Source organism: Streptosporangium sp. NPDC002544 (assembly GCF_040295965.1).
Lineage (GTDB): Bacteria > Actinomycetota > Actinomycetes > Streptosporangiales > Streptosporangiaceae > Streptosporangium.
The window spans coordinates 22647-41274 of the sequence record NZ_JBEOWJ010000016.1; the positions used below are offsets into that span (position 1 = coordinate 22647).

Consider the following 18628-nt stretch of genomic DNA (forward strand, 5'->3'; position numbering starts at 1 on the left):
GGCGATTTACTGTTACTTTTGCCCAACTAGTATTTCTTTGACGTGTTCATGGTTGATTGCACGGAGGGCACCGGTGACGCGAGCACGGCTCAGGGCAGCTGTCTCCGCCGTTGTGATGTCTTTGGGGATCAGCGGTGCCTTCCTGGTCGCCGTGGCACCGCTCACCGGTTCCTCCGTGGCCGGCGCGACGGTCAGGACGATGGTCGCCGACCCGTCGTACATCCCCGGATGTGACGTCGATCCGGCGGGGCCCTGTGAGGAACCCACGCCGATCGTCACGGTCACGGTCACCGAGGATCCCGGGGGCGGCACGGAGGAGACCCCGGTCCCGCAGAAGACCGTGACCACCACGGTGACCGTCCCGCCGACGACGAAGCCCCCGAAGACCACGGCCCCGCCGCCCCCGCAGGAGCCGGTCGCTCCGCCGGCCCAGGAGACCACGGCCCCGATCGCTCCGCCGGAGACCGAGACCAGCCCTTCGGCGTCCGAGGAGGCGGAGGTCCAGTTCCCGGCCAGCACCCCGTCGGACACGCTTCCCTCCGCCACGCCCAACCCCCAAGAGAGCGCCACGTTCGACGAGAACGCCTCCGGCTCCTCCGTGGCCGAGATCCGCAACGCGAACGCCGAGTTCGACGGGGCCACGCTGAGCCGCCAGCTCGGCATCCCGGCGCTGATCCTGGTGCTGCTGGTGCTGTTCGCCGTGCTGATCTTCGAGGGCAGGCTGCGCCGCCTGGCCCACGCCGCGGCCATCCGCCGGGCCGGTCCCCGGGGAATGGGGCCCCGCGTCGATTCGATGGACCCGATGGCCTATCACGGCGGTCCCGGCTACGCCGCCGGACCCGGTTTCGTTCCCGGCCCCTACCAGGGCGGCACGGCCTACGCGCCGATCATCAGCCTCGTCCCGATGCAGATGTACTCTCCGGTCTACCCGGAGGGTTACGCCCCCGGGCAGTACCCCTACGGCTACGAGCAGACGACGGCGTACATGCCCGCGCCCGGCTACGAGCAGCAGGCCACCGGCCACGGCGACCCGTACGGCCGGCAGACCGTCCAGGGGCAGGTGCCCTACGGCCCGGTGGGCCAGGACGGTTCGGCGGCCGCGTTCCACGGCACCCAGCCCTTCGGCCAGGAACCGCAGGATGATCGGAACCTGCCGGGCCGCCCCCAGGGCGATTTCCAGCCCCAGCCCTTCGGACCCGAGTCGCAGGGCGCTCCGGGTCAGGGTGGGCCGGACGAGCGTACCCAGCCCGGCCGGCCGGAGAACCTCGGCCCCGAGCCTCGCGAGGGGCGTTTCCCGCAGGGGCAGCCCGAGTCCCCCGGGGCGCCGTTCCCGCAGGAGCCTCCCCGAGGCGGCCCTGGCGGCCACGGGGGTCCCGCCGGCGGGGCTCACGGCAGTGGGGCTCACGGCAGTGGCGGCCCGCCGGTTCCCGGTGGTCCCGGTGGCCCCGGCGGTGATCCGGCGACGCTGATCGGCCCCGGTGGTCCGGGGGCCTACGGTGACCCCGGTAATCGGCCGGACGCCGGCGAACAGCCTCCCATGGGGCCGGCCTCGACGGCGGTCTACCCGCTCCCCGGTCAGGACGCCGGCAAGAAGAAGCGCGGCCTCTTCCGCCGCTCCACCTGACCGGTACCGGCCCGGCGGGAACCGTCCTCGCCTCCGAGCACGCTGTCGCGCGCGGACCTGATGTCAGTGGATACGCGGAAGCGGCGGCCACCGCTACCACGTGTCTCATCCCCGCCGCAGTAGGTCGCCAATGGCCGCGATCCCGTGTCTGATCGCGTCCTCGTTGACGTCTCCGAAGCCGAACACGATCCCCGGCGAGCTCTCGCCGTTCGGCGATCGGTGTCGACCGAGCCCCCGCAGCCCGACGGAGCGCTGGGCCGCCGCGTCGACGATCTCCGCTTCGTCGGCTCCCTCGGGAAGCCGGGCGACGGCGTGGAAGCCGGCGGCGAGCCCCGTCAGCTCGAGGCCGGGGGCGTGCTCGCCGATCGCTTCGACCAGTTCGCTGCGACCGCCGGTTCAGGCTGCCGAGTGCCGGGTTCAGCCGAGATACGACCAGAAGCCTCCAGCACTTGAAACGCTGGGGAAACACGGCGGCGCCGCCCGGGGAGAGTCCCGTGGGCGGCGCCGCCGTGCAGGGGTCAGCTCTTCGAGCCGGAACGCTTGAAGATCTTGTTGCCCAGCCAGACCAGCGGATCGTACTTCCGGTCGACGACGCGCTCCTTCATGGGAATCAGCGCGTTGTCAGTGATCTTGATGTGCTCGGGGCAGACCTCGGTGCAGCACTTGGTGATGTTGCAGTAACCCAGGCCGTGCTCCTCCTGAGCGGAGTCCTTGCGGTCGGCCACGTCGTACGGATGCATGTCCAGCTCGGCGATCCGCATCAGGAAGCGCGGACCGGCGAAGTCGGGCTTGTTCTCCTCGTGGTCACGGATGACGTGACAGACGTTGTTGCACATGAAGCACTCGATGCACTTGCGGAACTCCTGGGACCGCTCGACGTCGATCTGCTGCATGCGGTACTCGCCCGGCTTCACGTCGGCCGGAGGAGTGAAGGACGGGATCTCCCTGGCCTTCTGGTAGTTGTACGAGACGTCCGTGACCAGGTCCTTGATCACCGGGAACGTCCGCATGGGCGTCACGGTGATCGTCTCCTCCTCGCTGAAGGTGGACATCCGGGTCATGCACCCGAGCTTCGGCCTGCCGTTGATCTCCATGGAGCACGAGCCGCACTTGCCGGCCTTGCAGTTCCAGCGGACGGCGAGGTCGGGGGCCTGGGTCGCCTGGAGCCTGTGGATGATGTCGAGAACGACCTCGCCCTCGTTCACCTCGACGGTGAAGTCCTCAAGCTTGCCCTCGCCGCCCTCGCCCCGCCAGACGCGGAACTTCGCCTTGTAACTCATGGTTACTCCTTGGCCAGCGCGTCAAAGGCGGCCAGCTCTTCCTCGGTGATGTACTTCTTCAGCTCGTCGCGGTCGAACAGCGTGATGAGGTCGTCCCGCATCGCGGTCTGGACCTGCTCCTCGACCGTGATGCCGGAGCCGTCCGGGGTGAGGGCACAGCGCAGGATCTTGGTCCGCCACTCGGCGGACATGACCGGGAAGTCGTCCCGGGTGTGGCCGCCGCGGCTCTCCTCGCGCAGCAGCGCCGCCTTCGCCACGCACTCCGAGACCAGGAGCATGTTGCGCAGGTCGAGGGCGAGGTGCCAGCCCGGGTTGTAGATCCGGTTGCCGGCCGCGCCGACGTTCTGGGCCCGCTCCTTGAGCTTCTCCACCGCCTCCAGCGCCTCGGAGACCTCCTCGGACTTGCGGATGATGCCGACCAACTCGTTCATCGTCCGCTGCAGCTCGTGGTGGACCTCGTACGGGTTCTCGCCCGAGCGCTCCAGCGGGGCCAGCGCCTCCGCGCTCGCCTTGGCCACGGACTCCTCGGAGATCTTCGGCCGGGCCGCCAGACCGTCCACGTACGAGGCCGCTCCCATGCCCGCGCGGCGGCCGAACACCAGCAGGTCCGACAGCGAGTTGCCGCCCAGCCGGTTGGAGCCGTGCATGCCGCCGGAGACCTCACCGGCCGCGAACAGGCCGGGTACGGCCGCCGCGCCGGTGTCGGCGTCGACCTCGACGCCGCCCATGATGTAGTGGCAGGTCGGGCCGACCTGCATGGCCTCCTTGGTGATGTCGACGTCGGCCAGTTCCTTGAACTGGTGGTGCATCGACGGCAGCCGCTTGATGATCTCGGCGGCCGGGAGGCGGGTGGAGACGTCGAGGTAGACGCCGCCCTGGGGCGATCCGCGTCCCGCCTTCACCTCGGAGTTGATGGCCCGCGCGACCTCGTCGCGGGGGAGCAGCTCCGGAGGGCGGCGGTTGTTGGCCTGGTCGGTGTACCAGCGGTCGCCCTCCTCCTCGGAGGTGGCGTACTTGTCCTTGAACACCTCGGGGATGTAGTCGAACATGAAGCGCTTGCCCTCGGAGTTCCTCAGCACCCCGCCGTCGCCGCGGACGGACTCGGTGACGAGGATGCCCCGGACCGAGGGCGGCCAGACCATCCCGGTGGGATGGAACTGGATGAACTCCATGTTGATCAGGTTCGCCCCGGCCAGCAGGGCCAGCGCGTGACCGTCGCCGGTGTACTCCCACGAGTTGGACGTGACCACGTACGACTTGCCGATGCCGCCGGTGGCCAGCACGATCGCGGGGGCGTCGAACAGGATGAGCTTGCCGTTCTCCCGCCAGTAGCCGAAGGCGCCACAGATGGCGTCGCCGTCCTTGAGCAGGCGGGTCACCGTGCATTCCTGGAAGACCTTGATGTACGCCTCGGCGTCACCGTGGAGCTTCTCGTCCTCCTGCTGGAGCGCGACCACCCGCTGCTGCAGGGTGCGGATCAGCTCCAGGCCCGTGCGGTCGCCGACGTGGGCCAGCCGCGGGTACTCGTGCCCGCCGAAGTTACGCTGGCTGATCTTGCCGTCCTTGGTGCGGTCGAACAGCGCGCCCCACGCCTCCAGCTCCCAGACCCGGTCGGGAGCCTCCTTGGCGTGCAGTTCGGCCATCCTCCAGTTGTTGAGGAACTTGCCGCCCCGCATGGTGTCGCGGAAGTGCACCATCCAGTTGTCGTCGCTGTTGACGTTGCCCATGGCCGCGGCGGCGCCGCCCTCGGCCATGACCGTGTGCGCCTTGCCGAACAGGGACTTGCAGACGATCGCCGTACGCTTGCCCTGCTGACGGGCCTCGATGGCCGCCCGCAGCCCCGCTCCGCCGGCGCCGATGACGACGACGTCGTATTCGTGACGCTCGATTTCCACTGGTGATCCTTATGCGAACGGGAAGGGAATGATGTTCTTGGCGACCAGCCGGACGTAGATGTCGGCGCCCATCACGCTGAACATGGAGATCAGTGCGAGCTCCTGGTGCTTGGCGTTGAGCTTGGAGACGATGCCCCAGGCCCGGTAGCGGACCGGGTGCTTGGAGAAGTGGTTCAGGCGCCCGGCCGTGATGTGCCGGCAGGAGTGGCACGACAGCGTGTACAGGTTGATGAGGATCGCGTTGACGATCAGGATCCACGTGCCCAGGCCGGTCGGCTTGGCGATCAGCGCCTTCACCGCGTCGTACGCCAGGACGAGGCCGATGACGATCGCCGCGTAGAAGAAGTAACGGTGAATGTTCTGAAGAATCAGAGGGAAGCGCGACTCACCAGTGTACTTCTTGTGCGGCTCGGCCACCCCGCACGCCGGGGGCGAGAGCCAGAACCCCCGGTAGTAGGCCTTGCGGTAGTAGTAGCAGGTGAAGCGGAACCCCGCGGGGAGGCCGAGGATCAGCAGTCCCGGGGGCAGGGCGTACCAGTCGCCGAACGGGGCGAGGCCGAACAGCCGCGCCTCCTCCGGACAGCTCGTCGCGAGACAGGGCGACGCGAACGGCGCGTGATATGGGGACACGAAGTAGCTCGCGTCGAAGATCGCCCACGTGGCGTAGACGAGGAATGCCGTGAAGATGATGAATGTGACCAGTGGATAGCGCCACCACGGGTCGGTTCGCAGGGTGCGCTCCTTGATCTGCGCACGTTGCCTTCTGGCCGGGCTCTCGGCCGTTGTCTGGGTCATCGAGACCTCTCCACCTCCCGCGAACCCCGCTCGCCTTGGGGTCCGGGTCGTTTCAGTTGTGCCGCGCGCTGGGCCATGGTCGCGCCGGCTCACACGTGCGCGCGCATGTTGGTGGGGGATACGTTACGACGGAGCCCGGGGGTTATGTGAGAGAGGTCACTGGTAATTTCACTAGCCAGGTGTGATTCCTGTCACGTTGGCGCGCAGAGGTGTCCTGCCTGCGACGTCTCACGAGGTGGACGATCACGGGGAGGTCTCGGGGGCCGTGAAAACGGGCGTGGGAATCCCGCCCGCGGGGAATCCCGCCGGTATGGGCGACGCCCGGCGGACCGGGAGATCCCGCCGCCGGGCGTGGCGTGCCGTCAGTAGTGCTGGCCGGAGTTGGGCAGCTTGACGACGGTCACGAAGAAGTCGTCGATCCGCCGGACCACGCTGATGAACTGGTCGAAGTCGACGGGCTTGGAAACGTAGGCGTTGGCGTGCAGGTTGTAGCTGCGCAGGATGTCCTCCTCGGACTCCGACGTGGTCAGCACCACCACCGGGATCCCGCGGAGCTTCTCGTCGGCCTTTATGTCCTGGAGCACCTCCCGGCCGTCCTTGCGGGGCAGGTTGAGGTCGAGCAGGATCAGGTCGGGCCGGGGCACGTCGGCGTACTCGCCCTCCTTGCGGAGGAAGGACATGGCCTGCTCGCCGTCGTTGACCACGTGCAGCTTGTTGCGGACCTTGTTGAGCTCGAACGCCTCCCTGGTCAGCAGGACGTCGCCCGGGTCGTCCTCGACCAGCAGGACGTCGATCCAGCGCAGGTCATTCATCAGCGGTGTCTCCTGAGGGAAGGGTCCAGCGGAAGGTCGTACCGGTCCTGGTGGTGTTCTCGGGTCCGCCGTCCTCGGTGTCCAGCCAGATGCGACCGCCGTGGTACTCGACGATCTTCTTGCAGAGAGCCAACCCGATGCCGGTGCCCGCGTAGACGTCCCGCCCGTGCAGGCGCTGGAAGATCAGGAAGATGCGGTCAGTGTACTTACTGTCGATGCCGATGCCGTTGTCGGTGCAGGAGAACTCCCACATGTCCCCGTCGCGCCGCACCCCGATGTGGATCTCCGGCGGGTCCTGCGAGTGGAACTTGATCGCGTTGCCGATGAGGTTCTGGAAGAGCTGGGTGAGCTGCACCTGGTTGCCGTGCACCCGGGGCAGCTCGTCGTGGGTCACCGTCGCCCCACCGTCCTCGATCGGCGCGGCGAGGTTGTTCAGCGCGGCCTTGAGCGGCACCGTGGCGTCGATGTCGGTGCGCTCGCCGCCCATCCTGCCGACCCGGGAGAAGTCGAGCAGGTCGTTGATCAGCATCTGCATGCGCTTGGCGCCGTCGACCGCGAAGGCGATGTACTGCTTGGCGCGATCGTCGAGCTGGTCGCCGTAGCGCTGCTCCAGCATCTGGGTGAAGCTGGCCACCTTGCGCAGCGGCTCCTGCAGGTCGTGACTGGCCACGTAGGCGAACTGCTCCAGCTCGCTGTTGGAGCGCCTCAGCTCCGTCGCCTGGTCCTCCAGCTTGCGCTGCGTCTCCGAGGCCCGGTGCCACTCGGCGAGGATGCGGCGGCGCATCGCGTCGACGTGGCCGGACAGCTCGGCCAGTTCGGAGGGATGCTCGACCCCGAGCTTGTGGTCGAAGTCCCCCTGGGCGACCGCGCGCACCTGCTCGTTCAGCTCCGCCAGCGGGCGGAGCACCGCGTGGCGCACGATGAGGGCCGAGACGATCGCGGCCGCGACCAGTGCCCCGGCCACCCCGATGAGCGCGATGTAGAGGGCCTGCCAGCCGCGGTCGAGCTGAGCGCTGCCGATCTCGTGCAGCCGGCTCAGGTGGCTCTGCAGATCCGAGAGGGACTGCCGGATCTCGGTGAACCGGGTGGCGTTGACCGTGGCGTTCTGCCGGGCGGCGTCGGTCTTCAGCGTCGGCACCGAGGCGATGACCTGCTCCGCGTAGTCGCGCCGCCAGGCGTCTCCACCGGCCTTCAGCCGGGCGACCTCGGCGCTGACCGCCTGCCGCTCCGGCATCCGGGGGACCAGCGCGGTGAGCGCCGCCATCGCTCTGTCCTCCTCGGCGAGCGCCTTCCGGTAGTCGTTCAGGGAGGTGTCCTCGTTGGTCCTGCCGTACGCCCGCACCGAGCTCTCCTGCGCGGTCAGCGCGTTGGAGATCTCCAGGGTGCGCAGCGTCGCCGGGTCGATGACGTCGACCAGGGTCTCCCTGGCCTGGCGGGCGTCCTCGATCGACCTGATCGTGACGACGGCCGAGATCATGAAGATCAGTGCGATGCCCACCCCGGCGAACATGAACCAGCGTCCCACCGGGAGCCTCCCGAACCCCTTCGCGGGGGTGGGCGCGGGCAGGGGCTTGGGACTGGTGCCGCGATCCGAGCGCTCAGTCATCGTTTCCCGTTCCGGGAGATGAGCACGGTCGCCAGGTCGTCGCTGAGCGCGTCGCGGTTCAGCTCGATGACGCGCTCGATGAGGCGGTCGAGTTCGATCCCGCCCTGCTCCTGGACGAGCCTGAGCAGGCCCTCGGTGCCGAGCAGGTCGGGTCCGCCGCCCACGGTGGCCTCGATCAGCCCGTCGGTGTAGAGCAGCAGCGACCAGTCGTCGCCGAGCGCGACGTCGATCTCCGACCAGTGCACGTCCTGGAAGATGCCCAGTGGCGGTCCCGAGGGGGTGCCCGGCACCACGCCGATCGCGCCGTCGCGGATCAGCAGCGGCGGCGGGTGGCCGACCACGTGCATCCGCGCGTGGCTGAGCGCGGGGTCGATGGTGGCGATGCACAGGGTGGTGAAGATCTCCGCCGACTTGCGTTCCAGGCGGAGCACCGACTCCAGCGTGCCGAGCAGCTCGTTGCCGGTGTGCCCGGCCAGGACCAGGGTCCGCCAGGCGATCCTGAGCGCGACCCCCAGTGCCGCCTCGTCGGGACCGTGCCCGCACACGTCGCCGACCACCACGTGGACGGCGCCGTCGGGGCTCTGCACGGTGTCCCAGAAGTCACCGGCGAGCAGGGCGCGCCTGCGTCCTGGCAGGTAGCGGGCGTGGTGTTCCAGAACCTCCGTGGTCAGCAGCGGGACCGGGAGGAGCCCGCGTTCGAGGCGGGAGTTCTCCTTGGTGAGCAGTTCGGCCTCGACCAGCCTGCGCTGGGCCAGGTCGGCGCGCTTGCGCTCCATCGCGTAGCGGATCGCCCGCGCCAGCAGGCGACCCTCCACGTCCTGCTTGACCAGGAAGTCCTGGGCGCCCGCGGCGACCGCCTCCACGCCGACGTGGGCGTCGTTCAGGCCGGTCAGCACGAGCACGGCGGCATGCGGCGCCATCGAGAGCACCTGCTCCAGTGCCTCCAGGCCGGCCGCGTCGGGCAGGGAGAGGTCGACGAGCACGCACTGCACGTCGGAGGTCAGCCGGACCCTGCTCTCGGCCAGGCTCCGCACCCAGATGATCTTCGGTGGGTTGTCCGCCTCGCCGAGCAACTCCTCCACGAGAAAGGCGTCGCCCGCGTCATCCTCGATCAGAAGAAGCGTGAGCGTTTCGTTGGCGGGGGCGGTCACTGACGCCTCTTCGTGAGCTCGGGAGAACCTGTCGACGCTACGTAGAATAGTGCGACACGTCAGGTACCGGGGCGCCGATGCGGGGTGATTCACCGCCCGCCGGACACCGGGGGAGGCACCGAGCGGCACGGGGTCCCGACGGTGTCCTCGCCGGGAGTCAACCCTGGATGATCAGGTCCAGTCCCTGGGGGAGGCTGCCCTCGTGGGCGGCCTCGGCGAGGAAGAGGAGCAGGGTCGCGCGGAAGGCCTGGGCCGCGCGGGTGGGCTCGACGTCCTTGCGGTGCGCGATGGCGATGGTGCGGCGCAGCCCGGGAGGAGCCAGGGGCGTCCCGGAAAGTCCCGGGCGGCCGTCCAGGACCATCGAGGGCACCAGCGCGACCCCCAGCCCGGCCTCCACGAAGCGCAGCACGGCGTCCATCTCGCCGCCCTCCACCGCGAACCTGGGCTCGAACCCGGCCTGCCGGCAGGCGTTGAGCGTGGCCTCCCGCAGGTCGTATCCGCGCCTGAACATCACCATCGGCCGGCGGCGCAACTCCTCGATGCGCACGTACGACCTGCGGGCGCGAGTGGTCGAGGGAGAGGCGACGACGAGGTTCTCCCGCAGCACCTCCTCGGTGACGAGGGCGGGGTCGTCGCTGTGCAGCGGCATGATGATCAGCGCCAGGTCGAGCTGGCCCCGGGCGAGGGTGCGGACCAGGTCGCGGGAGCCGCCCTCCTCCACGAACAGCTCGATGCCGGGGTAGGTGTGGTGGAACCTGGCCAGCGCGTCGGCGAGCAGCCCCGCGCAGAGCGAGGGTGTGGCGCCCAGCCGGACCCGGCCGCGGCGCAGCCCGGCCAGCTCGCCGACCTCGCTCCTGGCGGTCTCGGCGTCGGCCAGCATGCGGCGGGCCAGCGGTAGCAACGCCTCGCCCGCGGGGGTCAGCGTGACGTTTCCCCGGGCACGACTGAACAGCGGCGCGCCGAGCTCGGCCTCCAGGGCCTTGATCTGCTTGCTCAGCGAGGGCTGGGCTACGCGCATCCGCTCGGCGGCCTGGGTGAAGTGCCGAGCCTCGGCGACCGCCACGAAATAGGCGAGTTGCTGGAGCTGCACGTTTCCCTAGCGTACGGACCCTCCGACCGCGGATTCGGGGCGGGTGGTGGTGGGAGAGACAATGTGAGATTGCTCGCACCAGGCGGCGAGACGCGACACTGGAAGCAGCGGGGACGCAGAGGTAATAGCCGCAGGCTATGGAAACCACATCCGCGATGACTTGGACTTGGATAAATCCCCTTACCTAGCGTCACATAGGTGACTGCCACGATTGAGCGCGGATCCGCCACCGCGTCTGTGAAACCCCCCGCGGACACTGCGAAGACCGCGAAGCCCGGGCGAAAAGGCGGCTTCCTGGGCTCCTCCAACGGCAAGAAGGCCGTGATGGCCATCACGGGCGCCGTGATGGTGCTCTTCCTCATCGGCCACATGGCCGGAAACCTCAAAAGCTTCGCCGGTGCCGAGTCGTTCAACTCCTACGCGGCCTTCCTGCGGACCATGGGCGAGCCGATCTTCCCGCACCGGGTCCTGCTGACCGTCGTCGAGGTCGTGATGGTCGTCGCGGTCGCCCTGCACATGTGGTCGGCGATCTCCCTGGCCCGGCGGGCGAGCAAGGCCCGCCCGGTCAAGTACGCGGCCAGGCGCAAGTCCAGGGCGAACGGCTACGCGGTCCACACCATGCGCTACGGCGGCGTCGTCATCGTGCTGTTCGTGATCTACCACCTGCTGGACCTGACGTTCGGCGCGGTCAACCCGGCCGGTGGCGGCGCCACCCCCTACGACCGCCTGGTCGAGGGCTTCGCGCCGTCGCGCTGGTGGGTCACCCTGTTCTACGTGCTCGCCCTCGTCATGGTCGGCCTGCACCTGCGCCACGGCCTGTGGAGCGCCTTCCAGACGCTCGGCCTGGCGAGCAGCCGCAGCTACCGCCCGCTGAAGGCCGTCGCCGCGGGCCTGTCGGCGCTGCTGGTCATCGGCTTCCTCGCGGTCCCGGTGGCGGTCGCGATCGGAGTGATCAAGTGAGCAAGAGCTCGAACCCGGCGGGTCTTCCGCACGGAGAACAAGGGGTGAGGACCGCGATGAGCACGGGGTACACCGAAGGTGAGCCGATCCGTGACACCAAGGCCCCCGACGGCCCGATCGAGGACCGCTGGGAGAAGCGCAAGTTCTCCGCGAAGCTGGTCAACCCGGCCAACAAGCGCAAGCTCCACGTCATCGTCGTGGGCACCGGGCTGGCGGGCGGCTCGGCCGCCGCGACCCTCGGCGAGCTCGGCTACAACGTCACCTCGTTCTGCTATCAGGACACGCCCCGCCGCGCGCACTCCATCGCGGCCCAGGGCGGTATCAACGCGGCCAAGAACTACCGCGGCGACGGCGACTCGATCTACCGGCTCTTCTACGACACGGTCAAGGGCGGTGACTTCCGCGCCCGCGAGTCCAACGTCTACCGGCTCGCCCAGGTCAGTGTGAACATCATCGACCAGGCCGTGGCCCAGGGCGTGCCGTTCGCCCGCGAGTACGGCGGTCTGCTCGACACCCGCTCCTTCGGCGGCGCGCAGGTCTCCCGTACCTTCTACGCCCGAGGCCAGACGGGTCAGCAGCTCCTGCTCGGCGCGTACCAGGCGCTGGAGCGCCAGATCGCGGCCGGCACCGTCAAGATGCACACCCGGCACGAGATGCTCGACCTGATCGTCTCCGACGGCCGGGCACGCGGCGTCATCGTCCGTGACATGGTCACCGGCGAGATCGAGCGGCACGTCGCCGACGCGGTGGTGCTGGCCAGCGGCGGGTACGGCAACGTGTTCTTCCTGTCGACGAACGCCAAGGGCTGCAACACCACGGCGATCTGGCGGGCACACCGGCGCGGCGCGATGTTCGCCAACCCCTGCTACACCCAGATCCACCCGACCTGCATCCCGGTCAGCGGCGACCACCAGTCGAAGCTGACCCTGATGTCGGAGTCGCTGCGCAACGACGGCCGCGTGTGGGTGCCGCTGAAGGCGGGCGACGCCCGTCCGGCCTCGGCGATCCCCGAGGAGGAGCGCGACTACTACCTGGAGCGGATCTACCCGGCGTTCGGCAACCTGGTCCCGCGTGACATCGCCTCCCGTGCGGCCAAGAACGTCTGCGACGAGGGCCGCGGTGTCGGCCCCGGCGGCCTGGGCGTCTACCTCGACTTCGCCGACGCGATCCGCCGTCTGGGCCGCGACGCGGTGGAGAAGAAGTACGGCAACCTCTTCGAGATGTACGAGCGCATCACCGGCGAGGACCCGTACGCCCAGCCGATGCGCATCTACCCCGCCGTCCACTACACGATGGGCGGCCTGTGGGTGGACTACGACCTGCAGTCCACGATCCCCGGCCTGTTCGTGATCGGCGAGGCCAACTTCTCCGACCACGGCGCCAACCGTCTCGGCGCGTCCGCGCTGATGCAGGGCCTGTCCGACGGCTACTTCGTGCTGCCGACCACGATCGGCGACTACCTCGCGAACGGCCCCTACGGTGAGGTCGACGAGGATGACGTGGCCGAGGCCGAGGCCGAGGTGCGCCAGAAGATCGACAAGCTGCTGACGAACAACGGCAACCGCACCGCGGACTCCTACCACCGTGAACTCGGCAAGATCATGTGGGAGTACTGCGGTATGGAGCGCACCGAGGAGTCGCTCCGCAAGGCGCTGGAGCGGATCCCCGAGCTGCGCGAGGAGTTCTGGCGGAACGTGAAGGTGTCCGGCGAGGCCGACGAGCTGAACCAGGCACTGGAACGGGCCGGACGAGTCGGGGACTTCTTCGACCTGGCCGAGCTGATGTGCATCGACGCGCTGCACCGCACCGAGTCGTGCGGCGGCCACTTCCGCGCCGAGTCGCAGGACGCCGACGGCGAGGCCCTGCGCGACGACGAGAACTTCTCCTATGTCGCGGCCTGGGAGTACGGCGAGCAGGGCCCGATCCTGCACAAGGAAGACCTCGACTACGAGTACGTCAAGATGAGCCAGCGGAGCTACAAGTGAGCGCATCCGACGCAGTCCGCGCGGCGAATGAGGAGAGGTAAGCGAACCATGAGTATGAACCTCACTCTCAAGGTCTGGCGTCAGAAGGGCCCCAAGGACGAGGGCCGGATGGTCAACTACCGGGTCGAGGACGTGTCACCGGACATGTCCTTCCTGGAGATGCTCGACGTCCTCAACGAGCGGCTCATCCTGGAGGGCGACGACCCGATCGCCTTCGACCACGACTGCCGCGAGGGCATCTGCGGCATGTGCGGCATGGTCATCAACGGCGTCGCGCACGGTGAGCAGGTGGCCACCACCACCTGTCAGCTGCACATGCGTCACTTCGAGGACAACGCGGTCATCACCATCGAGCCGTGGCGCGCCGCGCCCTTCCCGGTGGTGAAGGACCTGGTCGTGGACCGCTCGGCGTTCGACCGGATCATCCAGGCGGGTGGCTTCATCTCCGTCCCGGCCGGTTCGGCCCCCGACGCGCACAGCGTCCCGGTGAAGAAGGTCGACGCCGACGCGGCGTTCGACGCGGCCACCTGCATCGGCTGCGGCGCCTGTGTCGCCGCCTGCCCGAACGGCTCGGCCTCGCTCTTCACCGCGGCCAAGATCACCCACCTGAGCCTGCTGCCGCAGGGCCAGCCCGAGCGCGACTCCCGTGCCGTCGCGATGGTCGAGCAGATGGACGCCGAGGGCTTCGGTGGCTGCACCAACACCGGTGAGTGCACGGCGGTCTGCCCCAAGGGCATCCCGCTGGACACCATCGCCCAGATGAACCACGACTACCTGCGGGCCGCCAAGTAGACCAAGTGGTCGCCGGGCATCCGGTCCCGTCCCCCGGGGCCGGATGTCCCGATCGATCGTCCGGGCCCTCCCGGGTTCACCGAGCCGTACATCCGAAGTGATGTACGGCTCGCGCCGTCCCGGCGTGATCCATCCGGCCGGTGAGGGGCTGATGACCGTTCGGCCGAGAGCGTGTTCTGTCGCCTCCTGACGCGCTCAGGGGGTGGTGCGGCCGGGGTGACGGTTCCGATGCCGGGCGACGACACCTGGGATTCGACCGCCGGAGGACTCCGGCCGGTTCCTTCGGATCAGTGCCGGTCCGGCCGGCCGAGGTGGCGGGCGATCTCGTGGCGGACGTCGTCGGCGGTGAGGCCCGCCTGGGTGATGACCCGCATCCCGGGCCCCGTGCCCGCGCGGACCAGGCCGAGCAGGATGTGCTCGGTGCCGATGCGTTTGTCCTTCAGCCGCAGGGCCTCCCGCAGTGACAGCTCCAGGGTCTTCTTGGCGCCGGGGGTGAAGGGAACGTGGCCCCGGGGTGCCTTGCGGTCGCGGGGGCGATCCAGGGCGCCGGGCCCGAAGGCGGCCTCGACCTTCTCCCGGATCGCGTCGAGGTCGATGCCGATGGTCTCCAGGGCCTCCGCGTCGAGCTCGCCGGCGCGGGGAGTGCGGCCGACCGCCTCGTCGGCCCGCTCGTGGGTGAGGCCCAGGCCGGTCAGCACCTGGGCGCCGACGCTGTCGCCCTGGCGTAGCAGGCCGAGCAGCAGGTGCTCGGTGCCGATGTGGCCGTGTCGCAGGCGCCGCGCCTCCTCCTGGGCGAGGACCGTCACCTGCCGGGCATTGTCGGTGAACCTTTCGAACATGGTCAGTCCCTCCGTCTCAGCAGCCCTCGGCCGCCCGCGTACTTCTTGTGCACCGCCTGCCGGCTCACTTCCAGACAGTGCGCGATCTCCTGCCAGGACCAGCCCTGGTCCCTGGCGTTCTCCACCTGGAGGGCCTCCAGCCGGTCGACCAGCGTCCGCAGTGCCCGTACGGCCCGCAGGCCGACGGCCGGATCGCGGCTACCGGCGTCGGATGCCAGCTGCGCCGTATCACTCATGTCTGTCAATTTAGGTTGACGAGGTCCATTTGTCAACCCTGATTGACGGCGACACGCCGGTGAGGCCGAAAATCGTTTGCCGGGCCAGGTCGGAGTTTGTGACCCTTGTTGTGAGATGCGCTCCTTACCAGCCGCCGACCCCGGCCTTCCCGATGCCCGCAGCCCGATCCGTTACCTGTTGTGGGTGGCCCGCATGCAGCGAGGCCCGCTGCTCCTCGGCATCGGCTACGCCATCCTGTGGTGGCTGGCGATGGCGCTCGTACCCGCCGCGATGGGCAACGGCATCGACGCGATCACGGCCAAGGACCTGCCGGCCCTGGTCACCTGGGGTGCCGTGGTGTTCGCCCTGGGAATCACCCAGGCCGTCATGGGCATCCTGCGGCACCGGATGGCCGTCTACAACTGGCTGAGTGCCGCCTACCGGACCGTCCAGGTCACCGTCAGGCAGTCGACCCGGCTGGGCGCGACCCTGCCCAAACGCATGTCCACCGGCGAGGTGGTCAGCGTCGGCAACTCCGACATCGCCCACATCGGCAACGCGATGGACATCCTGCTCCGCGGCAGCGGCGCCGTCGTCGCCATCGCCGTCGTGACCGTCATCCTGATCGACGCCTCGCCGCAACTGGGACTGATGGTGCTGGTCGGCCTGCCCCTCGTGGCGGTCGCCGTCGCGCCCCTGCTCAAGCCGCTGCACCGCCGCCAGAACGACCACCGCGACCTGCAGGGCGACCTCGCCACCCGCGCCGCCGACATCGTCACGGGCCTGCGGGTGCTCCGCGGCATCGGCGGTGAGCGGGTCTTCGCCGACCGCTACGGCGCCGAGTCGCAGCGAGTGCGCCACGCCGGCGTGCGGGTGGCCTCCGTCGAGTCGATGCTGGAGGGCGCGCAGGTCCTGCTGCCCGGATTGCTGATCGCCGGGGTGACCTGGCTCGGCGCGACCTTCGCGATGCGCGGCGAGATCAGCGCCGGCCAGCTCGTCGCCTTCTACGGCTACGCGGTCTTCCTGATCGCCCCGGTGCGCACCCTCACCGAGGCGGCCGACAAGCTGACCAAGGGGCACGTCGCCGCCCGCAGGGTGGTGCGCATCCTGGCGCTGAAGCCCGAGGTTGAGGGTGGCACCGGCCGCTCGGAGGGTGGCCTGCTGCGCGACGTGACCTCCGGGGTCGCGGTGCGCCCCGGCATGCTCACCGCCGTCGCGGCGGCCGTCCCCGAGGAGGCCGTGACCATCGCCGACCGGCTCGGCCGCTACAGCGACGGCGACGTCGACTTCGGCGACGTGGCGCTCGACGCCCTGCCGATCTCCGAGGTCCGCCGCCGCGTCCTCGTCGCCGACAACGAGGCCCAGCTGTTCGCCGGGGTGCTCAGAGACGAACTGGACGTCACCGGCCGCGCCTCCGACGAGGAGATCACCCGGGCGTTGCAGGCCGCGTGCGCCGTCGACATCGTCGAGGCGCTGCCCGGCGGTCTGGAGGGGCGCGTCGCCGAGGCCGGCCGGGAGTTCTCCGGCGGCCAGCAGCAGCGGCTCAGGCTCGCCAGGGCGCTGACCCTCGACCCGGAGGTGCTCATCCTCATCGAGCCCACCAGCGCGGTCGACGCGCACAGTGAGGCCCGCATCGCCGACCGGCTGGCCAAGGCCCGCGCGGGCAAGACCACGCTGGTCTGCACGACCAGCCCGCTGGTGCTCGACCGCACCGACCACGTCATCTACGTCGAGGGAGGCGTCGTGCGCGCCGAGGGCACGCATCGGGAACTGCTGGCCACCCACCCGGGCTACACCGCCGTCGTGACCCGGGGTGAGGAGTCATGAGCAGGCAGATCCTGCCTGTCGCCGACACCGCGCAGGTTCGGGCGTACGCCCGCAGGCTCACCCTGAAATATCCCGGAGGGCTCACCGTGGCGCTGGGCCTGCACGGCCTGGCCGCCGTCGCCGGCCTGGCGGTGCCGTGGCTGCTCGGCGGCCTCGTCCAGGGCGTCCAGGACGGCACCGGGATCGACGTCACCGCGGTGTCGCTGGCCATCGGCGGCTTCCTGGTCGCCCAGGCGGTGCTGGTCAGGTTCGCCGTCTACGCCTCGGCCAGGCTCGGTGAGAAGGTCCTCGCCGAGCTGCGCGAGGAGTTCGTCGGGCGGGTGCTCGGCCTGCCGCTGTCCGTCGTCGAGCGGGCCGGATCCGGCGACCTGATCTCGCGGACCTCGCGTGACGTCGACTCGCTGTCGCGCACCGTACGGCACGCCGTGCCCGAGACGATGATCGCGCTGGTCACCTGCCTGATCACCGTCGGCGCGCTGGTACTGGTCGGGCCGCTGCTCGCGCTGCCCTCGCTGCTGGCCGTCCCCATCCTGTGGATCTCCACCCGCTGGTATCTCAACCGGGCCAGGGACGGTTACCTGCGCGAGAGCGCCGCGTACGCCGACATGACCGACGGGCTGGCCGAGACGGTCGGCGGCGCCCGCGCGGTGGAGGCCCTGGGCCTGCAGGAGCGGCGGCACCGTCGCACCGACACCGACATCGCCCGCTCGTGGGCGGCCGAGCGCTACACGCTGGGGCTGCGCACCGTCTGGTTCCCCTCGGTCGAGCTCGGCTACGTGATCCCGATCGTGGCGACGCTGGTCATCGGTGGTCTGTTCTACGTCCAGGGCTGGGTCTCGCTGGCCCAGGTCACCGCGGCCACGCTCTACGTCCAGCAGCTCATCGATCCGCTCGACCGGCTGCTGATGTGGATCGACGAGCTCCAGGTCGGCGGCGCCTCCATGGCCCGGCTGCTCGGCGTCGCCGAGGTGCCCGACGACCGCGAGGCCACCTCCGCCGCTCCCGAGGGCAGTGCGCTGGCGGCCGACGACGTCCGCTACGCCTACCGCGAGGGCCACGACGTGCTGCACGGCATCGACCTGCTGGTCGAGCCGGGCGAGCGGCTGGCCATGGTCGGCCCGTCGGGGGCGGGCAAGTCCACGCTGGGCCGCCTGTTCGCCGGCATCCACGGCCCCCGCACCGGCTCGGTGACCGTGGGCGGTGTCCCCCTGGTCGAGCTAGCCCTGAACGACCTGCGCGGCCAGGTCGCCCTGGTGACCCAGGAGCACCACGTCTTCCGGGGCACGGTGCGCGACAACGTGCTGATCGCCAGGCCCGACGCCGACGACGCGCGGGTCCGCGAGGTGCTGGAGGCCGTGGACGCCTGGGACTGGGTCGAGGCCCTGCCCGAGGGGCTCGACACGGCGGTCGGCTCCGGCGGCGAGCACGTTCCCCCCGCCCAGGCCCAGCAGCTGGCCCTGGCCCGGCTGGTGCTGGCCGATCCGCACACCCTGGTCCTCGATGAGGCCACCTCGCTGATCGACCCCCGCGCGGCCCGCCGCCTGGAACGCTCGCTGGCCGCCGTCCTCGAAGGCCGTACGGTGATCGCCATCGCCCACCGCCTCTACACGGCCCACGACGCCGACCGCGTCGCGGTCGTGGAGGACGGCCGCATCAGCGAGCTCGGCTCCCACGAGGAACTGGTCGCCGCGGGAGGCTCCTACGCGGCCCTGTGGCGCAGCTGGCACGGCACCTCCAACTGACGAGTGCCGAGGGC

General features: G+C 69.8%; 15 protein-coding genes. 6 read left to right on the forward strand and 9 right to left on the reverse strand.

The features are described from left to right. The first annotated feature begins 115 nt into the window (after positions 1–115). On the forward strand, positions 116–1624 hold the full coding sequence (locus tag ABT061_RS24025) for a hypothetical protein (protein WP_350921672.1): 1509 nt from the start codon (positions 116–118) through the stop codon (positions 1622–1624). Positions 1625–2142: 518 nt separating this feature from the next. Here the strand turns inward: ABT061_RS24025 and ABT061_RS24030 are convergent. The 7 genes from ABT061_RS24030 to ABT061_RS24060 form a co-directional block, all read right to left on the reverse strand. Further along, a complete protein-coding gene (locus ABT061_RS24030) occupies positions 2143–2904 on the reverse strand; it encodes a succinate dehydrogenase/fumarate reductase iron-sulfur subunit (RefSeq protein WP_350921675.1) in 762 nt (253 codons plus the stop codon). 2 nt (positions 2905–2906) lie between these two features. Beyond that, entirely contained in the window at positions 2907–4799 is a 1893-nt protein-coding gene (locus tag ABT061_RS24035; RefSeq protein WP_350921677.1) for a fumarate reductase/succinate dehydrogenase flavoprotein subunit, read from the reverse strand. A gap of 9 nt (positions 4800–4808) precedes the next feature. Further along, positions 4809–5594 carry a succinate dehydrogenase subunit SdhC gene (sdhC, locus tag ABT061_RS24040; protein WP_350921678.1) on the reverse strand — a complete coding sequence of 262 codons (786 nt, stop codon included), beginning with the start codon at positions 5592–5594 and terminating at the stop codon, positions 4809–4811. A 362-nt stretch (positions 5595–5956) separates the two neighbouring features. Further along, positions 5957–6406 carry a response regulator gene (locus ABT061_RS24045; RefSeq protein WP_350921681.1) on the reverse strand — a complete coding sequence of 150 codons (450 nt, stop codon included), beginning with the start codon at positions 6404–6406 and terminating at the stop codon, positions 5957–5959. Next, positions 6399–8012: a sensor histidine kinase gene (locus ABT061_RS24050; RefSeq protein ID WP_350921683.1), complete on the reverse strand. Its 1614-nt coding sequence runs from the start codon at positions 8010–8012 to the stop codon at positions 6399–6401. Before ABT061_RS24050 ends, ABT061_RS24045 begins: the two co-directional genes overlap by 8 nt. After that, positions 8009–9163 (reverse strand): PP2C family protein-serine/threonine phosphatase, encoded by a 1155-nt coding sequence (locus tag ABT061_RS24055; RefSeq protein WP_350921685.1) that lies wholly within the window; start codon positions 9161–9163, stop codon positions 8009–8011. The genes ABT061_RS24050 and ABT061_RS24055 overlap by 4 nt, the downstream gene beginning before the upstream one ends. 157 nt (positions 9164–9320) lie before the next feature. Next, positions 9321–10253: a LysR family transcriptional regulator gene (locus ABT061_RS24060; protein WP_350921687.1), complete on the reverse strand. Its 933-nt coding sequence runs from the start codon at positions 10251–10253 to the stop codon at positions 9321–9323. Between the two features lie 198 nt (positions 10254–10451). Between ABT061_RS24060 and ABT061_RS24065 the strand changes: the two genes are divergently transcribed. Genes ABT061_RS24065 through ABT061_RS24075 form a run of 3 tightly spaced genes read left to right on the forward strand, consistent with a single transcriptional unit; the run spans position 10452 to position 13990 of the window. After that, positions 10452–11213: a succinate dehydrogenase cytochrome b subunit gene (locus tag ABT061_RS24065; RefSeq protein ID WP_350921688.1), complete on the forward strand. Its 762-nt coding sequence runs from the start codon at positions 10452–10454 to the stop codon at positions 11211–11213. Between the two features lie 56 nt (positions 11214–11269). Continuing rightward, the gene (locus ABT061_RS24070) at positions 11270–13198 is read left to right on the forward strand and encodes a fumarate reductase/succinate dehydrogenase flavoprotein subunit (protein WP_350921690.1); all 1929 of its coding nucleotides are present in this window, start codon (positions 11270–11272) and stop codon (positions 13196–13198) included. A gap of 54 nt (positions 13199–13252) precedes the next feature. Continuing rightward, complete coding sequence (locus ABT061_RS24075; RefSeq protein ID WP_343976320.1) at positions 13253–13990, forward strand: succinate dehydrogenase/fumarate reductase iron-sulfur subunit; 738 nt, start codon at positions 13253–13255, stop codon at positions 13988–13990. Between the two features lie 287 nt (positions 13991–14277). Here ABT061_RS24075 and ABT061_RS24080 read toward each other — a convergent pair whose 3' ends face one another. Together ABT061_RS24080 and ABT061_RS24085 are read right to left on the reverse strand one after the other, a co-directional pair. Further along, complete coding sequence (locus ABT061_RS24080) at positions 14278–14829, reverse strand: Clp protease N-terminal domain-containing protein (protein WP_350921692.1); 552 nt, start codon at positions 14827–14829, stop codon at positions 14278–14280. A gap of 2 nt (positions 14830–14831) precedes the next feature. After that, a complete protein-coding gene (locus tag ABT061_RS24085; RefSeq protein WP_350921694.1) occupies positions 14832–15065 on the reverse strand; it encodes an RNA polymerase subunit sigma-70 in 234 nt (77 codons plus the stop codon). Between the two features lie 115 nt (positions 15066–15180). Between ABT061_RS24085 and ABT061_RS24090 the strand changes: the two genes are divergently transcribed. Together ABT061_RS24090 and ABT061_RS24095 are read left to right on the forward strand one after the other, a co-directional pair. After that, on the forward strand, positions 15181–16872 hold the full coding sequence (locus ABT061_RS24090; RefSeq protein ID WP_350921696.1) for an ABC transporter ATP-binding protein: 1692 nt from the start codon (positions 15181–15183) through the stop codon (positions 16870–16872). Beyond that, a complete protein-coding gene (locus ABT061_RS24095) occupies positions 16869–18614 on the forward strand; it encodes an ABC transporter ATP-binding protein (RefSeq protein WP_350921698.1) in 1746 nt (581 codons plus the stop codon). Before ABT061_RS24090 ends, ABT061_RS24095 begins: the two co-directional genes overlap by 4 nt. Positions 18615–18628: the final 14 nt, after the last annotated feature.